The following is an 18,724-nucleotide window of genomic DNA, read 5'->3' as shown; positions in this document are numbered from 1 at the left end:
CATACTCCTTTCAAATTTCTGTTTCTATCAATAAATCCTGACCTCGAAGACAGACGCAAATTTGCTTCCGTATGTGTTCAAAATTCTGACCCGCACGGCATCGACCTTTTTTATCCCTTCGTCAAAGCAAAGAATATTCAGCCGTTGTCCTTCGGATTTATATCGCAGAGTATTACGGATCTTTCCATTATGCAGGAATTCGATCTCATAATCTCTCACCAGCTCTATTGGTGAGCCCTGATCTTGTCTTTCAAGGACACTTTTATTGATGGATGGAGTAATTTCTTTCGAAAGATTCGAATCAAAAATCAAACGAATTTCATGAATTGTCTTAATCTCATTGAAATTTAGTGTAAGTTCTGGTTCCAATCCTTCCGTAATTTTGCTCCTCCAACAATTCGTATGCCTTTGGTCTGCTCGCGCATACCCATTCATCACATTCCGTGGCTCGCAGCCTTTTTCATGAGAACTAGCCGTAATTTCTGCAGTGGCTGCAAAATTTTCTTTGTCTTCATAACAATATCCCGGAATAAAACAATCGTCCTTCATTAATTCTCTCTGCAGCAGCTGAATATAACTTCCTACCTCTCTGGGATCAATATGCTTCTCTACAGCAATAGATGCTGCAGTCCCCACTGCCTGACCAACAACTGCACAGGTTCCCATGACTCTAGAGGATGAAAATGCCACATGTGAGCAGCTGATAATCCTTCCTCCCAGGAATAGATTTCTTATATTTTTTGAATAAAGACATCGATAAGGAACCGTATACCACTCCTTAACCGGATTCCAGACTGTAGGAACATCATCAGCACTTAAAAGACCATCTGCAGTATGCAGATCCATCGTCCATCCGCCATAAGCCACTGCATCCTCAAACACTTTTTTCTCATCAATATCAGACTGCTTCAAGATATAATCTCCGACAAACCGCCTGCTTTCACGTTTCGCCGGCAAAAAGCCGACCCACTCCAATTCCAGCTGATCCGCAGCATGATCGCCACCATTTTTTATATGATCCCATAGTCCCGCCAAAGATTTAAGCAATTCTTCGTTGATCTCCTGTGCATCATCAATCGTGTCATATCGAGTTCCGCCAAGCTCATTCCACCAATATCCAGATGTAGCATCTGTGTGATCTCGATTTTTAAGATCTTGTTCCGTATACTGATTTGCCCAGTCAGGGCATATAAAAGGAGCATTTTCTTCCATATCCCTCGCCTTAAACATCATTGAATTACCCATAGTTGCTGTATCCGCTTCTTCCGGCGCAAGGTTTTCACCAAATTCACTTCTTGCTTCCCGTCCGACCCGATAGATTGCACCTGCTTTTTCTCCGATACTTCCATCACCGGTCGAGTCGAGAAATAGTTTTGCATAAAAATGATACTCTCTTTCACTTGTCATCTGAAAAGCAGTCACTTTACGAATCTTATCATTTTCAACCTCAACTTGATTTGCATAACAGTTTAAAAACAAATCAAGGTTTTCCTGAAATCTTACCTTCTCCCAAAGGATCATATCAAAGATTGGATATACCATGTGTGGATTTCTTCTTTTGTTTTCCAAAAGAATTTCTTCCAAAATCCCTGTTTCTCTGGCATTTGGATTCTGACCATGTCGATTCGCACCACAGATATGCATTCGGATCTCTGAACTTGCATTCCCTCCAAGAACCGGGCGGTCATGCACCAAAGCTGTATGTACACCTTTTCTGGCGGCTGCAATCGACGCACACATACCAGACAGCCCGCCGCCAACTACAACAAAGTCATACGTTTTATCAATTATTTTTTCCATGATTCTACCTGCCTTCCCTTATTTTTTCTCGATTCATCCTTTCACAGCTCCGGCAGTCAAACCTTTTACCAAAAACTTTTGACCCAATAGAAAAACCACAAAAGCCGGAATTAAGGCCGAAGATGCCGCCGCCATTACAAGATTATATTCCGTCACACTCTCTTCAATAAAGTTCGTAAGCGCCAGAGGAATTGTGTAAAGTCTCCAGTCGCTCAAAAATACGAGCGGTTCAAGGTAAGCATTCCAGTTCCACAAAAACACAACCATTCCAAGAGATGCCATGCTCGGTTTTGCAACAGGAAGCATGATATGGGCCCATATTTGAAATTCGCCTGCTCCATCAATTCTGGCTGATTCCCTCAATTCATTCGGAATCTGCATAAAATACTGCCGCATCAAAAAGGTTCCCGTGATTGTAATCAGGCCTGGCAGGATCAGTGGCAAATGAGTATTGGTCATTCCCAATTTGTTGAAAATTGCAAATTTCGGAATCAATGTAACCTGGCTTGGTATCATCATTGTTGAAAGATAGATCAAAAAAATAGCGTCTCTTCCCTTAAACTTTAGCTTTGCAAATGCATATCCAGCCATTGAGCTCGTAATAACAGAGCCGATTAGATTAATAATTGCTATCTTCAGAGAATTAAAGTATGCTCTTCCAAAATGATAGTCTCTTACAGCGGATTCACCAATATTCCATACTTTCTTATAATTATCCGGATAAAAATATTCCGGAATCCATTTGATCGGAAGTTTCATAACATCATTTGGCAGTTTCATCGATGCAGACAGCATCCATAAAAAAGGCGTGATCATCGTAATCGCAAACAACGCAACAAGGATTGTTATAAATATCCTGAAAATGAGTTTCCTTTTTTTACTTTTTGACATCGTGCCCTCCTTAATAGCTCACCCATTTTTTCTGTCCGCGCCACTGAATCATCGTGATAATAAACAGAATAATAAAAAGAATCCATGACATTGCCGACGCATACCCCATCTTATAAAATGAAAATGCCGAGGTATATATGTAATAGACAAGGACATTAGAGGAGCTGCCCGGACCACCTTTCGTCATGATCTGTACCTGTGCAAACACTTGGAAGCAGGAAATAAACGTTGTAATAATCAAAAAGAAAGTTGTAGGTGACAAAAAATGGATTGTCAGTTTAAAAAACTTTTGGAACCCTGATGCCCCATCTATGTCTGCCGCCTCATATACATCCTTTGGCAGCCCTTGAATTGATGAGGTATAAATCATAATCGAATATCCAACTTGACTCCATATAGTCATAATCATGATTGCAATCAGAGACCACTTTTCATCCCCAAGCCATTGGGGGGGATTCTTTACACCAAATGCCTTGACTAATTGAGTAAAAGGTCCCCAGGGAGAATACATCATAACCCATACAATAGACACCGCCACAATATTTGAGATATATGGCATAAACATAGCCATACGCAGGGGAACTTTTCCAAAACAATATTGATCAATAATCACCGCCAGAACTAATGAAATTACAATTGTGCATGGAACAACTATCAATGCAAACACAATCGTATTGAGAAGTGAACTTGTAAACCAATCATCTTTCCACATCTCTACATAGTTTTGCATCCCGATATAATTCCAATTTCCAATCCCTTTTGTATAATCCCAGTCCGTAAAACTCGTGATAAGCGAAAAAACCATAGGAAATAATGTAAAGAGAAAAACGCCAATCACATTCGGCAGAATAAAAGCGTAACCGGTTAAATTCTGCTTTATTTTCTTTGATAAGTGTATCTTATCCAAATTCTGCTCCTTTCAATATAGAAGGGACAGGTATTTACCCAGCCCTTCTATACACCTTGATCTTTTACTTATTCAATATCACAGAACTTCTTTCATCTGCCGTTTTCATGGCATCCTCAACAGATTCATCTCCAATTAACGCCTTCTCACTTTCCTCTATTAAAACTTTCTTTATTTCCGCAATATGGTTTGTAATTGTCGGAACCGCATAATTATCGGCAGGTTCAATCAATACACTTTTTGTTGATTCCTCATCTAGAAGGTCCTCGGCACCATCCATAAATGCATCCGTCACCTCCTGAACATCATATGTATTAAATGCAGGTACTCTTCCGCCCTTCGCTAATGGAATCATACCTTTCATCGCATACCATTTTGCAAACTCCCATGCCTCTTTTGTATGTTCTGATTTCGGATTAATGCACAGATGATCTCCATATCCTCCCTGCGTGTAATTTCGTTGGTTTTCGTCTATCACTGGGTAAGGGGCAAACGCTGTAACAAACTCATGAGGATAATTCGCTGTATCTTTGATGCTTCTGATCATCCATGGACCAACTGTCATAGCCGATTTTTCTGCAAGGAACGTTCCTTCCTGTGACAGCTTTTGCGTCATGGAATCCGTATGCGTTGGAGACGTTTCATCTTCCGCCATCATGTCTTTCAGTAATTGTATACTTGCTATATTGACCGGATCAGAGAAACGTGTTGTATTTTCATCCTGATACATTGGGTCTCCGCCAAGTGTCAGAACAGATAGATAATTTAACGGATAGGTAATATCCTGCTGTGTGTTCCAAAACATTCCATATACTTTATCCTGACCTTCTCCATGTGTAAGTTTCTTCGCTATTTCTCTAAACTCCTCAAATGTCCAGTCTTTCGGCACTTCAATTCCTGCTTTATCAAACATATCTTTGTTGATAACAATCCCATACTTATCGGATTTCGTAGGTAATGAATATGGTTTTCCATCCACATAATATGCCTTAGCCATATCCCCAACATAAGATTCCAGGTCAAAATCATCTTCTTTCATGAATTCACTCAAATCAAGAGCCATATCTCCAGAAGCTCTTTTTTCTAATTGATCCGATGCATAAGAGATATAAAGATCTATTCCTGTCCCGGAGAGAAGGTTTGTCTCAAGTTTTAGATTTCCTGTCTCATCGTTTACAAAACGTTCATACTCAACTTGAATACCCCTATCTTTGTACTCCTTATTAAAAAGATCGCACGACTCCTGCGGTCCGGCTTCCGGTGGAACACCTCCCCATAATCGTAAGGTCACTACATCATCTGATTTTTCTTTTCCCGACTCATTTGAAGAGCCATTTTTGTCAGAGCCTCCACATCCGGCCATTACAGCAGCGGTCATAATTGAGACAGCCAGCATTACTAAAGCTTTTCTTTTCATCCTTTTCTCCTCCTACTTTAATTGTAATGATACCAGGGTCAAAAGGTCCTACGTTTCATGCTTGCATGAAAAAGCATGACCTTGGGACCCGAACAAACATGAGAAAGCAACCCGATTAGGGTGTATTTCGAATGTTTGTAGGATTACGCGAGCACAAAGTGCGGATAATCCGTGTATCATAGGGGTCAAATTACTTTTGACCCCAACATCATTGTAATTAAAGTATACAAAAACATGTCCAAACAATGAATAATCTAAATTGCTTCGACTCTTCAAATTTCTGCTATTAATTTTTTATGATTTTAAAGATATTTTTCATATCTTTCATTTTCTGCTTTATTGTCTACATTATTCTGCTACTTTTTTCTACGATATTCCATCGGTGAAATTCCTGTATACTTTTTAAACAGGGTGCTAAAATAATTGGGATTCAAAATCCCAACTTGAAACGCTATTTCATAGATACTGTCACTGCCTTTTAACAAGGTCTTAGCCCTGGCAATTCTCATTTGATTGACATAATCAATATAGCTTATCCCGACATCTTCCTTAAAAATATGTGAAAATCTGCTTTCACTCATATGGACATAAGAAGCCGCCTGCTTTACGGAGATTTCTTCATGCAAATGTTCTTTTGTAAAATATTTTGCTTTGGTGACTTCTAAACGATCTTCTTTTCTCATCTCGTTTAAAGAATTCTCAACTTTAAGCGCTATTTCTTCTATCGCCGTCTTTACCGCTAAAAGTGTATCATATTCATAAATCAAATTTTCAAAAGATATTCCATTTTTGTCAACTAAATTTTTCTTTTCATAACCAATCTTGATAAATCCATACATCATCACCTGAAGATATTCCAAAATTTTTTGTTTGACGCAACTACCTGGAATTGAGCTTTGAAACGCTGCATCTTCCATATATTTTAAAAGTATCTTCAGTGCTTCACTGATATTATCTTGTTTTACATCAGCTTCCAAATACATAAATCTACACGATTCATCTGCAGCTTTAACAGTATTCTTTTTTGTTTCCTGTGTAATCATATCCTCGTAAGGCATAAATACATCTCTTGCATTTCTTCTTGCATCCAAGAGTGCCTGCCTAAACGCACCCAAATTCAGGCAGACCGAACTGCATCCACCACTCAAAGAAAATCCACAGTTTTGTTTCGCATAATTATTCAAAACCGTAAATGCTCTTTCCACATGACAAAAGCTGTTCGAATACCTTTCATTCACCATCAAAACCATTTCAGCATCACCATACCGAAAAATCTCAAGCAGGAACTGGCGTCCAAATATCTCCAAAGCCATCTGTTCCAGCGTTTTTTTGACAAATAATAAATCCTTATACTCTCCAGCCTGTCTTAACGCCCTGAGATTATCCATTCTAAGGAATAATACCATATAGGGATGTTCAAAATTCGTTCTTATACAAATATCCGATAGTGCTTGCTCAGGATTTTCTCCATAATCCACGATATGTTTTATTGCATTTTCCTTTTCCCAGTCAAAATATGTTTTTACTCGAGTCTCATTCGAATCCTGTTCTTGAATCACCGGTTCCACCCTGGAAATCTCATTCATTACTTTCAATAAGTTCTCCGGATCTATGGACAGTTTAAAAATGTAATCTGATGCACCTAATCGAATTGCACTCCTTGTAGTTTCCAGATCATTATAATTACTGAGCACCAAAAACCTTGTCTTTGGGCTAATCGATAATCCCTTTTTGATAACTTCGAATCCGTCAACTGGATCCATCTTTAAATCTGTCAATACAATGTCCGGCTTTAATTTTCCAATTAGACGAATTGCCTCCTCACCCAGCCCAGTGTCTCCGAGAATTTGATATCCATTTTCCTCCCAGTCAATCATTGACATAATACCGATTCGTATTAAGTTTTCATCATCCACAATCAAAACCGTTCTCATACGCTTCTCCTTCTTTATCAGATATCTCCGGCAGAATAAATTTCACAATTGTCCCCCTATTTTCCCCTGCTTTCAGGCTCAGGCCATAACTTTCCCCAAATGCCATCCGGATACAGGAATCGACCGTAGATAATCCAATCTTTGTCATCTTATCTCTGTCCAAATTTTTCTTTCCTGATTCGAACGCATCTGCAGCGTCTTTCGATATTCCAACCCCATCATCTATGACATGAATATATAGAAAATGTTCTTGCCTCCAAGCACGAATCGTAATACACAGTTCTTCGCATTTATTATCATAACCATGTACTACTGCATTTTCTACAATTGGCTGTAAGATGAACTTCATCATTTTGGCGTCTAAAAGATCTTCCGATACATCGACTCGCAATTTTGCATAATCGGGATACCTGCAGTTATGTACATAGATATAACTTTCTACATTTTTAATCTCCTCCTGAAGAGAAACTAACGTCTTTTCTTCTAACATGCTGTAGGATAAGAGGTTTCCAAAAGCATCAATACATTTTACAATATTGTCTGCTCCACGGATTTTTGCCATCGACTTAACGTTTAGTAATGTGTTAAAAATGAAATGGGGATTTAACTGTGCCCTTAGTGATTCATAATGATACTGTTCTCGAATTTTATGTTCCCTATTGAGCTGATCAAACAGACGATGAATATTATTCCCCATTCTCACAAAGGATTCATTAAGTTTTCCTATTTCATCTTTTCTCTTGATATCGAGGCCCACTATTGGTGTGTTCACATCAAAAGACTCCATTTTTTGTGTTAATAACTTTATCGGTTTTACAAGCCAATTGCTGAGCACAACTAGTATTAAAATCACCATGATACACAAAATTCCTGCAGTAACATCTATCTTCAATGTAAGAGCCATAATATCATTTCTTACTACATCGTAATCGGTAAAATTAATAACTTTTATTGCCCTTCCATTAAATTCCCATGGTTTCCTCATCGTATAGTAAGAAACGAGAAAATTTTTATCGGATATCTTAACTTGTGTTCTGCCATTGTAAGACGAATCAATTTTGCTATATACCTTTGAAAATTCACTGCTTGATATCTCCTTCTTCCTGTCATTATTTAAAAGTACCGTCCCATCTCGCATACACATGTAAACAAAATCCCCCGGACTTGAATACTCCATCAGTGTTTTTTCAAAATCCTCTTTACTTATGCTTATGATTATAGTACCGATCTGTACCCCATCTGTTCCATTGCTTAATACAGCTCTGGCAAGAGATATAGATTCTTTCCCCTCGCCGCTTAATTCTTTTCTTCCAAACATGTCCCACACAACATGACCATGTTCTATTTTACTTTTATTCAATAGTGTTTCATTGATTTCCTGCACATTCTGCTGATGGGGAAGATTTGAATAGATACGGTCGTATTTATCTAAAAGCAGAACGTTTAGAGATGGAAATCGAGTCTCCAAGCTCAGAATGCCTGCACGCTCAACGATCTGATCAAAATATTTCGAATTTTCATAAAGCTGTGTGTTCGAATTCGAGATACGTTCTCTCAATTCTTTATCATTGACAAATAAGGTGGAATAATATGCTAAATCCTGTAGTTGCTCATAGACGAAGCCTTCATTTTTAGAAATATTTTCTATTACCTGCTCACTAAGTCGCTCCTGAAGAGTATTCTCCATCTTTTTTACTGAGACCAGATTTAGAATATACATAGGAATCACAACAAACAAAAAGACACTCAGAAACATACGAGCAGAAAAACTCTTTATTGATTTTATCCTCATCATTAATATCCTCCGGACAAATTTAAAAACTTTTATATAAAAACTTGATAGGTTCTTCCCTAAGAGTATACAATAATTCCAAATTCACCGCAAACGATTCTTACTATTCGCTTTCTCCACGGAAGACAACGTCCACCAGGATTTCAAGCATACCAATTTCCTATGTTAAGGTTTTTCACTTTCTCCCCACCTCCCTCTTGACTTTCCCCCTCCTCTATATGATATGATAGTATAACTGCTTATCCATAACAGTATCATCTATATCTACCACATTTTCAAAACGGAAGAATACGAAGGAGGAAAAGTATGAAGCTGGTGCTACATCACATGAACCGCTACAAGCGGTACATTTTTTTCAACATTCTGGCGGTTTTTGGTTTCGCAGCGGCGGAACTTGGGATTCCAACGATCGTATCCGATCTGATCGACAATGGGATCAGTCAGAATGACACATCTTACGTTTACCACAAGGCAATAATCCTGCTTGTGGTTGCACTATTGGGAGGACTTGGAAACATTGTTCTGGCTTACTGCAGTTCCAGAGCAAGTACGAAAATCGTAAGAGATATGCGAAATGATATCTTTCGGAAATCACAGGAATTCTCTCATACGGAATATAATAAGTTCGGTGTTTCCAGTATGATCACAAGAACAATGAATGATGCATTTGTCCTCATGCAGTTTTTAAATGTCATCTTTCGGACAGCTCTTCTGACACCGATCATGATGCTGATTAGCATGTTTATGGTGTTAAAGACCAGTGTGTCACTATCGATGGTAATCGGCGCCTGTATCCCAATTCTGATTCTGGGAATCTATCAGATTGCCAAAACCAGCAGCCCGATCAGCGCAAGGCAGCAAAAGGGAATGGACCGTCTGAATCGGATTTCGAGAGAGAACCTGACCGGTGTGCGTGTTATCCGTGCTTTTTGCAAGGATCATTATGAATCCAAACGTTTTGCGGATGCCAATGAAGACTACGCAGGGAATGCCAAGAAACTGTTTAAGCTCATGTCTGTCACACAGCCGGCATTTTTCCTGCTCTTAAATCTCGGTGTTATCGTTGTCTACGTCATATCCTCCCGCATGATTAATGTGGGAACTCTGCAGGTCGGACAGCTTGTGGCATTCCAGGAATACATGTTTCACGCAATGTTTTCCATGATGATGTTTTCCACAGTCTTTATGATGTATCCGAGAGCCGCAATCAGTGCAAAGCGTATTCAGGAACTTCTCGATGAAGAACCGCTGATACAGAATCCGGAAAACCCGGTTATGGACGGAGACGGAAGTACATCGCTGGTCTTCGACCACGTATCCTTTCAATATCCAGACGGGGAGGCCGCCGTGCTGCAAGATATTTCCTTCGAAGCACAAGTGGGTGACACGATTGCATTTATCGGGAGCACCGGAAGCGGTAAGAGTACGCTGATCAATCTGATTCCGCGTTTTTATGATATCAGCACTGGTTCAATTAAAGTAGACGGTGTCGATGTTCGTAAGTATGACCTGAAAGCCCTCAGAGAGAAGATTGGATTCATTCCGCAGAAGGCACTGCTGTTCTCCGGAAGCATTAGGGAAAATATCCGCTACGGAAAGGATACGGCCTCGAAAAATGAACTCGATCACTCCACACAGATCGCAGAAGCTTATGATTTCATTCAGGAAAAGCCAAAAAAATATGACGAAAAAGTCGTAGAAGGAGGAGGAAACTTCTCAGGCGGTCAACGTCAGCGGCTCAGCATTTCCAGAGCAATTGTAAGGAAACCCGAGATCTATATCTTCGATGATTCATTCTCCGCCTTGGATCTGAGGACAGATGCCGCGCTGCGAAAAAATCTGAAACCCGAGACAAAAGAAGCAATCACACTGATCGTGGCACAGAGGGTTTCCTCGATCATTGACGCAACGAAAATTATTGTGATGAATGAAGGCCGGGTTGTCGGTCAGGGTACACACAAAGAACTGTTAAAAACCTGCCCGATATATCGGGAAATTGCAGAAAGCCAGTTATCAAAGGAGGAATTAGGAGCATGAAAAAGAATACCGGCATGTCAAGGCTGATTCCTTATCTGAAAAATTATAAGGCAAAAATCTTTGGAGCAATTATTCTGATTGTCGTCGTGGCAACATTGAATGCAGCTGCCCCTTACATTGAAGGAATGGTCACAACCCAGCTGTTTTCCGATGTCAAAGCCGGTAACGGTGTCAATTTTGCAAAAATAGCACAGTTGATCGTCACTCTTCTCATCGTCTATCTGGTCAGCGCGACCAGCAACGCGTTCTTTATGTTCTTACTGACGGATGCGATTCAGGATGCGATGGTGGATCTTCGAAATGAAGTAGAAGGAAAGATTCGAAAGCTTCCAATCGCTTATTTTGACACTGTACCGCTGGGCGACACGCTAAGCCGTATCACGAATGATATGGAGACAATCTCAAATGCTCTTCAGCAAAGTCTTGCCCGAATCTTCAACGCAATTTTAGGTCTGACCTTTGCCGTCTTCATGATGTTCCGTATACAGTGGAAAATGGCTCTGTCTGCGATGCTGATCATCGTCTTTTCAGTGATCATATCCAAAATCATTGTCACAAAGTCGCAGCCACTGTTCACCCAACAGCAGGATGCTCTGGGCAGGCTAAACGGTATTGTTCAGGAAAAGTACACCGGATTTAATGAAATCAAGCTTTTTGGAAAGCAGGAGGATGCATTCGAAGAGTTCAAAGAGGCCAATTCAAATCTCTGTGATAATGGTTTTAAAGCACAATTTATCAGTGGTCTGATGTCTCCTCTGGTGACACTGGTCACTTACGTGGGCATTGGAGGGATTGTGATTTTGGGAGCACTCTATGTCATATCCAGCGTCATCACCGTTGGACAACTGCAGTCCTTTATCCGCTATATCTGGCAGGTAAATCAGCCCCTTTCTGAGGTGACACAGCTCTCGGCAGCAATACAGTCCGCCGTAGCAGCCATTCACCGTGTCTTTGATTTTCTTGACGAAGAAGAAGAGTATGAGGACACCGATTACAAGCCTCTCACAGCACCCATTCGTGGAAATGTGGTGTTCAACGATGTCTATTTCTCCTATACACCAGACAAGCCGCTGATCCAGGGTTTAAATGCGAAAATCGAAAGCGGTCAGATGGTCGCAATCGTAGGGCCAACCGGCGTCGGGAAGACAACATTGATCAATCTTCTGATGCGTTTCTATGACGTGACCGGCGGCAGCATCAAGATTGACAACACGGACATCCGCCAGATGAAGCGTGAAGATCTGCGTTCCCAGTTTGGCATGGTCCTCCAGGACACTTGGCTTTTCAAGGGGACGATCGGGGAAAATATCGCGTATGGCAAGGACGATGCGACCAGAGAGGAAATCGTAGAAGCCGCAAAAATTGCAAATGTGCATCATTTCATCATGACGCTGCCGGAAGGTTACGATATGGTGTTAAATGAAGAAGCCGACAACATCTCGCAGGGTGAAAAGCAGCTTCTGACCATCGCCCGTGCCGTCCTTTGCGATCCGCCAATTCTAATCCTTGATGAGGCCACCAGCTCTGTGGATACTCGTCTGGAGCAGATGCTGCAGGATGCGATGCAAAAGATCATGATAGGACGTACTTCCTTCGTCATCGCCCATCGACTGTCGACAATCAAAAATGCTGACCTGATTCTGGTCATGAAAGACGGTAACATTGTGGAACTGGGTACCCATAAAGAATTACTTGCAAAAAAAGGATACTACGAACAGCTGTACAATTCACAGTTCGCCCATTAATCTGTTTTTTGCTCAGCGGCAATATATCCCCTATAAAAGAGGGAAACGTAAAACTGATATTCAGCTTTGCGTTTCCCTCTTTTGTGTTCATCTTGCTATTGTGTTCATCTTACCTCCGGTTACAGAAGTTTTTTAAATTCATCGGCTACATGCTGTACCTGTGTACCTATCACCACCTGTACGCTTGTCTTGCTCGGACGGATAATGCCCGCAACACCTGCCGATTTTATTTTCTTTTCATCGACTGCCGTATAGTCTTTCACCTCTATCCGGAGCCTCGTGATACAGTTATCCACATCGGCAATGTTTTCTTTTCCCCCAAGACCTTCTAATATAGTAGCCGCCACCTTTGCATAATCGCCGCCAGAGATTATATCTGTATCCAGTTTCAACTCTGCCTCTTCGCTCTCGTCATCTTCCCTTCCGGGTGTTTTTAAATCAAACTTTGTGATGACAAAGCGAAATACTACATAGTACAGCATGAAAAACACAAGACCGATCGGGATCAGCCATAAGGGATTTTGAGCCATCGGCGAGCTAAAGCTTAATACATAGTCGATCATACCTCCACTGAAGTTAAACCCGGCTCTTATTGGCAGAGAAGCTACAATGAATCCTGATATGCCGGCCAGAATCGCATGCACCAAATAGAGCCCCGGCGCAAGAAACATAAAAGAAAATTCCAGTGGTTCTGTCACTCCGGTCAGAAACGAACATAATGCTGCGGAAGCTAATAAGCTGCCTGCTATCTTTTTATTCTTATCTTTCGCCGTGTGATACATTGCCAACGCTGCCCCGGGAATTCCAAACATCATAAAGGGGAAAAATCCGGCCATATACATACCAGTCATACCATATGTACCACTGCCTGCCCAAAAATTGCCCAGATCATTGATGCCCGCAACATCGAACCAGAATACAGAATTCAGTGCATGATGAAGGCCCGTGGGTATGAGTAGCCGATTAAAGAACTGATAGATACCTACTCCAATGGCCTTAGTACTGATAATTGCTTTTCCAAACTTCACCAGTAGCCCATATACAAATGGCCATGCAAAGAACAATACAATACTTACTAATATAGAAACACCCGCCGTAACAAGAGCAACGCTTCGCTTTCCACTGAAGAAAGCTAGTGCGTCCGGAAGCTTTGTATTCTTAAACTTGTTATAGCAGGAAGAGCCTATGATACCAGCAATAATACCAATAAAGACATTTTCAATCATATCAAATGCCATGTTCGCTTCTGCGCCGGTCATGGCTGCTACCGTATCGCTAGAGAGCAAATTCGTTATCATAAGCCAGGATACAAGTGCCGCAAGCGCAGCGGCACCGTCATTATTCTTAGCCATTCCAATACCGATCCCTATAGCAAACAGAATTGGTAAATTGTCGATCACAGAACCTCCGGCTTTTGTCAAAAACACGGAGATGACACTGTCAGCGCCCCAGCTGGTTGAGCTAATCGCGTAACCTATACCCATAAGAATCCCGGCAATTGGCAAGGTTGCAACCGGCAACATTAAAGATTTCCCTAATCTTTGCAGATATTTCATCATATAGTATATCCCCCTTTGTCTTATAGTCTTATAATTTCATCCAGTTCTTTTACTCTCTGACCAGTTGTTGTCTCCATATTGGGAAAACGATCCGAATTACAGATTACAACCGGTGTAATAACTTCATAGCCTGCTTTTTTTATATTATCCATATCAAATTCTATCAGCAGGTCCCCTTTTTTTACTCTGTCGTCTGTCTCAGCATAAGACACAAAGTATTTTCCTTTTAATTTCACTGTATCCAGACCTACATGTATCAGTATCTCTGCACCGAAATCCGTTGTAATACTGACCGCATGTTTCGTCTCAAATAGAGTTGTAATGACACCATCCGCCGGTGCCACGATTCTCCCCCTTTCCGGTTTTATTGAAACACCTCTCCCAAGCATCTCCGTACTAAATGTTGGATCCTTTACCTCGCTAAGAGGACATACCTCACCTTGCACTGGTGCTAAGACAACATTTTTTGTCTTACCTAAAACTCCTTTTAATTTACCAAACATTTTTATCTCCTTAATTTCAACTATTTTCTGTCATTGATCTGCTAAAATCACTCGTCTGATGTGCACTGTCAGGTAAGCCAATTCTTCCTCTGTAATCTGATACTCAAAATGTTCTTCAATATAACCTTTTACTTCTCTGGCACATTTAAACTCTCTTGGGTATAATCTCTCAATCGCTTCTTCAAATTCTTTGTCCTTATTATCTAATAATTCTTTCTTAACAATTCTCTGGGTCAGGAATTTCAAATGAGTTACAAAGCGCTCATAATGTAGAGATTCTTTATCCAGCCGAATATTAAAATACTCCTCTACAATGTCAAGAATTTCGGGAATACATTTTGTAATATGGATTGCCTCACTCATTTGCGTATTATATTCTGCATTTACAATATGAAGAGCAATTGAGACAACTTCGTCCACAGACAAAGCCACTTTTAATTCTTTTCCGATCAGGTCAACCGCATATTTCCCAATCAAATATTCCTGACGATAAAAGTTCTTCACCTCCAATACTAAAGGATTTTGAAACATCATGCCCTGCCTATACCGTTCGACAGCAAAATTGATGTGATCGGTTAATGTAATGTAAATATTCGGGTTTAGTTTTTTATTAAGAACCTTTTTGGCATGTTCCACGATCTTACTTGTCACCTGTATATGCTCCAAGGGCATTTTTTCTAATAACACTTTGAATTTATCTACTGAGCTCTGGCTTTCCATGTGGAATATCTTTTCAATTCGATCTTCTCGAATCATATCTCCCCGCTTTGCTTTAAACCCTAATCCTTTTCCCATGACAACCACTTCACGGCTGTTTTCATCTTTGGTACTAACAACATTATTATTAATTACTTTCTCAACCCGCATTTATACACCCCAAATCAAAAATTAATAAGGCTTCTAATGAAAAAAAGACCAAACTTTGTACAGTCTATGTATAGACTTTACAAAATTTGGTCTTGCCTGCTTACCAGTAACAATCCAATGGTTATTATTCATATGTAAATACAGTTATATTCTAACATTTACATTACATTTTGTCAATATTTTTTGGATTTTCAAATACTAAACTATCTATATTGCAGATGTTTTCGCTCACATGATACATAAAGTCAATCCACAATCTGCTAATTTTCAGCGAGAAAACGAAAAAAATTCAATTTATAAGACTGAGATTCCTCTGTTTTGTATACCAGATATACAGTTTGAAGGCCAGTGACCTTTGTAGTCATCTTTGTCGCCTGATTCGTCCAGTTATTGATGGCTTTGTTGGCATTTTGGGCTTTGGTCACATCAAGCACTGCCGCAGGCTCCCCTTTTTGGCTTTTAACATGCAGTTCGATGCTTCCCCCGGCAACCTCTAGAAATACCTGAAATTCCACAGCTTCAGGAGCTATATTGCCAAAATCCACGTTGTGGTAGACCGTATAAGCACCATTTTTAATATCTCCAACATATTTCATTCCATTCTCGGTCTTTATGGTGATATTCCTTACGGAGTCAAAATCTTTGGCTGGAATTGGGTGGAACGCACTTCTAATCAAGTCTTTCGAATTCGGCGTGTTCTGATACAAAGCTGTCGCCGCTGATGCATCCCAGGAAGATGGACTCTCGCTGTCCTCAGTCTTTTTTCCCCACTGGGTTTTTGTAATTCCTGCTGAGTTCCTGTTGTTCCAGGCTGTCCGTGCATTGTACTGCATCCAGTCGATATATTGAGGCTGATTGTGATTGACGATAAGATCATTTAACCATCTTGTAAAAATCCCCTTAAAACCAGGAAGATCCTCGCCGCTTTCTTCGTTGTTCATCACACCATAATGATACATATCAATCATCGTGTAATCTGCTGCCAAAACCGCATCTGACAGATACTTTTCTTTGCCGTAATGATCATACAGAAGGCAGCTGGCACCGATAAATGTCCCCTGATTATAGGTGGATGCCCACGAGTTTCTGCCTCCGTTGAGGCCAACGTTGTCATCAATGTGTCCAGTCACAGGATCAAAGAGAACCTCCCTTTCCCATTCCAGAATATTCTTTGCTTTTTCAAAATAGCTCTCGTCATCCAGTGCTTCTCCAAGAAAGCAGGCTGCAATCGCCCCGGGACCATTGACACAGGCATTCTTCGTCTTGTTGTCAGCACGCCAGAACAGTCCGCCTCCCAGCTCGTCGCTCCATGCCCTCGCATAAGTATTGTCAAAATTGACTTTGGCCGTGGCAAGGTATTTCGTATCTTCCGTCGCAAGGTAGGATCTTGCACAGGCAATTGTAATCCACATAAGGTCATCATTGTAGTCATTGCCGCCCCACCAGCCTTCAACCTCCTGGTGCTTGTAATCCTTTGTAAAACCTTCATAGATCTGATCAATCATCTCTTTATAGCGGGCATCCCCGGTATGTTCATATGCATCAATCACGATTTCAAACGTCTCGGCTCCTGTCCAGAAACCTCCGAAACGCCACACATCTTCCTCTTCGTCGTGGGTGTAGAAGTTGTCAATATAAGCGGTGAAAGCGTCATAAGCTATCTGTTCAAAGTCAATGTCATAATCCAGTACTTTCACCTTCTCTGTGGGACTGCTCGTCTTTGTTTCCTTATAGTTTCGCTTCCTTTCCATATCCAAATATCCCCCGTCTCATAATTAGTTGTCTGTGTTTATTTTAAAAAAATCATTCTCCATCAAACGATCCAGCAATTCTCCAAAAAGTGAATTCGCCCATGCAAACCACGATCTGGTGTACTCCTCCGGTTTGTCCGGATGAAAGGATTCATGCATATAGTTCGTTTCCCCATGCGTCCGCGACAACATTTCCAGACAGTTTAAGATCTCCTCACTGTCATCCGATGTAAGTGCCTGCATAATGATGCTGATACACCAAATATATCCTTTTGGTGTGTGCGGACTTCCGATCCCTTTTGCATACCTCCCTTCATAATAGTATGGATTTTCTTTCGACAGTACAAATTTTCTTGTTCGTTGGTACATCTCATCTTGCGTATCTGTGTATCCCAGATAGGGAATTGCCAGGAGACTCGGAGAGTTCGCATCATCCATCAGAAGGTAATTTTCTCTTCCGTCTGTTTCATACGCATAGATTTTCCCGACCCCCAAAGCTTCTGCAACAGCATGCTCTTGAATTCCTGTATTAATCTCATCTGACAGCTTGCGGCATTCTCCAGCTGTCTTACTGTCATCATAAAAAGAATTGATAATCTCCTCGGCGTAGTCCAGCGCCTTAACCGCCATCATATTTGCCGGAACCAGATATCCGTAAGTACAACTGTCATCAGATGGTCGAAATCCGGACCATGTCATCCCGCAAGGTGACACAGGATTCCCCTTTCCTTCCATTGGAAGGGTGTCCGTACTGACTCCGTTATGTCTCTGAAAATGATACGGTGAGCGTGCTGCATGATCCTGCTCCGTGCGAAAAACCTCTAAAATTGTTTTGATCATCTTCAGAAAGTCTTCGTCAAAGATCTTGGACTCTCCTGTTTCCTCCAGATAGGCATGTGCAAGATAAATTGGAGCACACAGGGAATCAACCTCGTATTTGCGCTCCCATACACCGGGATTTTGATCTGTCTCATCCTTATAACCTTTGCCGTTATCTTCTGAATTAAATGCATTGGCATAGGGATCTAAAAGGACAAAACTAACCTGCTTTTTCAGAACACCACGTATGATCTTGTCGAGTACCTGATCCCCTTTTGCATATCGGATGTAGTGATGTACTTGTGCGGCAGAATCTCTAAGCCACATAGCCGGGATATCTCCAGTAATCACAAAGTATGTACCGTCATACAGTTTCTCCACTGTAGTTTCTATCGCATTTAAAAAACATTGTTTTACCATAGGCGCCAGTTTTGGATATGCTTTTTCGTAGTATTTCTCCAACGCTTCGGATCGTTTGATTAATATTTCAGGAATTGCCTTCGGCATAAAATATCCTTCCTCCTCATTCATTATTTTTATCATAAAGCGTCCTTTAAGACACTTATGGTCTTTTCAGCAAATCTCTCCTTCGGATCCGCTTGCTTTCCTGCTCATAGCCTGCACTTCGTGCAGTAACTCAAAGCCTTCGGTTTTTCGTTAACCTATGAGATGAAAGCAAATGTCTCCTTCGGATCCGCTTGC

General features: G+C 40.9%; 13 protein-coding genes. 2 read left to right on the top strand and 11 right to left on the bottom strand.

The genetic code is table 11. The features are described 5' to 3' along the window. Positions 1-27: 27 nt before the first annotated feature. From INP51_RS02735 to INP51_RS02710, 6 genes are all read right to left on the bottom strand, one after another. On the bottom strand, positions 28-1,800 hold the full coding sequence (locus INP51_RS02735) for an FAD-dependent oxidoreductase (RefSeq protein WP_193736221.1): 1,773 nt from the start codon (positions 1,798-1,800) through the stop codon (positions 28-30). Positions 1,801-1,833: 33 nt separating this feature from the next. Then, entirely contained in the window at positions 1,834-2,691 is an 858-nt protein-coding gene (locus tag INP51_RS02730) for a carbohydrate ABC transporter permease (RefSeq protein WP_193736220.1), read from the bottom strand. Between the two features lie 10 nt (positions 2,692-2,701). Continuing rightward, a complete protein-coding gene (locus INP51_RS02725) occupies positions 2,702-3,598 on the bottom strand; it encodes a carbohydrate ABC transporter permease (RefSeq protein WP_193736219.1) in 897 nt (298 codons plus the stop codon). A gap of 64 nt (positions 3,599-3,662) precedes the next feature. Continuing rightward, a complete protein-coding gene (locus INP51_RS02720) occupies positions 3,663-5,015 on the bottom strand; it encodes an ABC transporter substrate-binding protein (protein ID WP_193736218.1) in 1,353 nt (450 codons plus the stop codon). Positions 5,016-5,371: 356 nt separating this feature from the next. Next, on the bottom strand, positions 5,372-6,949 hold the full coding sequence (locus tag INP51_RS02715; protein WP_193736217.1) for a response regulator transcription factor: 1,578 nt from the start codon (positions 6,947-6,949) through the stop codon (positions 5,372-5,374). Further along, positions 6,924-8,744: a cache domain-containing sensor histidine kinase gene (locus INP51_RS02710; protein WP_193736216.1), complete on the bottom strand. Its 1,821-nt coding sequence runs from the start codon at positions 8,742-8,744 to the stop codon at positions 6,924-6,926. The genes INP51_RS02715 and INP51_RS02710 overlap by 26 nt, the downstream gene beginning before the upstream one ends. A 303-nt stretch (positions 8,745-9,047) precedes the next feature. Between INP51_RS02710 and INP51_RS02705 the strand changes: the two genes are divergently transcribed. Beyond that, positions 9,048-10,778, top strand: a complete 1,731-nt coding sequence (locus INP51_RS02705) for an ABC transporter ATP-binding protein (protein WP_193736215.1) — start codon at positions 9,048-9,050, stop codon at positions 10,776-10,778. Then, entirely contained in the window at positions 10,775-12,523 is a 1,749-nt protein-coding gene (locus tag INP51_RS02700) for an ABC transporter ATP-binding protein (protein ID WP_193736214.1), read from the top strand. Before INP51_RS02705 ends, INP51_RS02700 begins: the two co-directional genes overlap by 4 nt. A 119-nt stretch (positions 12,524-12,642) precedes the next feature. On the opposite strand, the gene nagE is transcribed toward INP51_RS02700, so the two are convergent. The 5 genes from nagE to INP51_RS02675 all read right to left on the bottom strand — a co-directional run bounded on the left by nagE (position 12,643) and on the right by INP51_RS02675 (position 18,565). Further along, the gene (gene nagE, locus INP51_RS02695; RefSeq protein WP_193736213.1) at positions 12,643-14,082 is read right to left on the bottom strand and encodes an N-acetylglucosamine-specific PTS transporter subunit IIBC; all 1,440 of its coding nucleotides are present in this window, start codon (positions 14,080-14,082) and stop codon (positions 12,643-12,645) included. Positions 14,083-14,102: 20 nt separating this feature from the next. Beyond that, on the bottom strand, positions 14,103-14,585 hold the full coding sequence (locus INP51_RS02690; protein WP_193736212.1) for a PTS sugar transporter subunit IIA: 483 nt from the start codon (positions 14,583-14,585) through the stop codon (positions 14,103-14,105). A gap of 30 nt (positions 14,586-14,615) precedes the next feature. Then, on the bottom strand, positions 14,616-15,452 hold the full coding sequence (gene licT, locus INP51_RS02685; RefSeq protein ID WP_193736211.1) for a BglG family transcription antiterminator LicT: 837 nt from the start codon (positions 15,450-15,452) through the stop codon (positions 14,616-14,618). A gap of 260 nt (positions 15,453-15,712) precedes the next feature. Next, positions 15,713-17,203, bottom strand: coding sequence for a glycoside hydrolase family 76 protein (locus INP51_RS02680; protein WP_193736210.1), 1,491 nt, complete (start codon positions 17,201-17,203; stop codon positions 15,713-15,715). Positions 17,204-17,227: 24 nt separating this feature from the next. Then, the gene (locus tag INP51_RS02675; protein WP_230406858.1) at positions 17,228-18,565 is read right to left on the bottom strand and encodes a glycoside hydrolase family 125 protein; all 1,338 of its coding nucleotides are present in this window, start codon (positions 18,563-18,565) and stop codon (positions 17,228-17,230) included. Between the last annotated feature and the right edge of the window lie 159 nt (positions 18,566-18,724).

Origin of the sequence: Blautia liquoris (assembly GCF_015159595.1) — a bacterium.
In the GTDB taxonomy this organism is placed as follows: domain Bacteria; phylum Bacillota; class Clostridia; order Lachnospirales; family Lachnospiraceae; genus Novisyntrophococcus; species Novisyntrophococcus liquoris.
The sequence above is the reverse complement of the archived record's forward strand: the minus strand, read 5'-3'. Positions and strand labels throughout refer to the sequence as shown.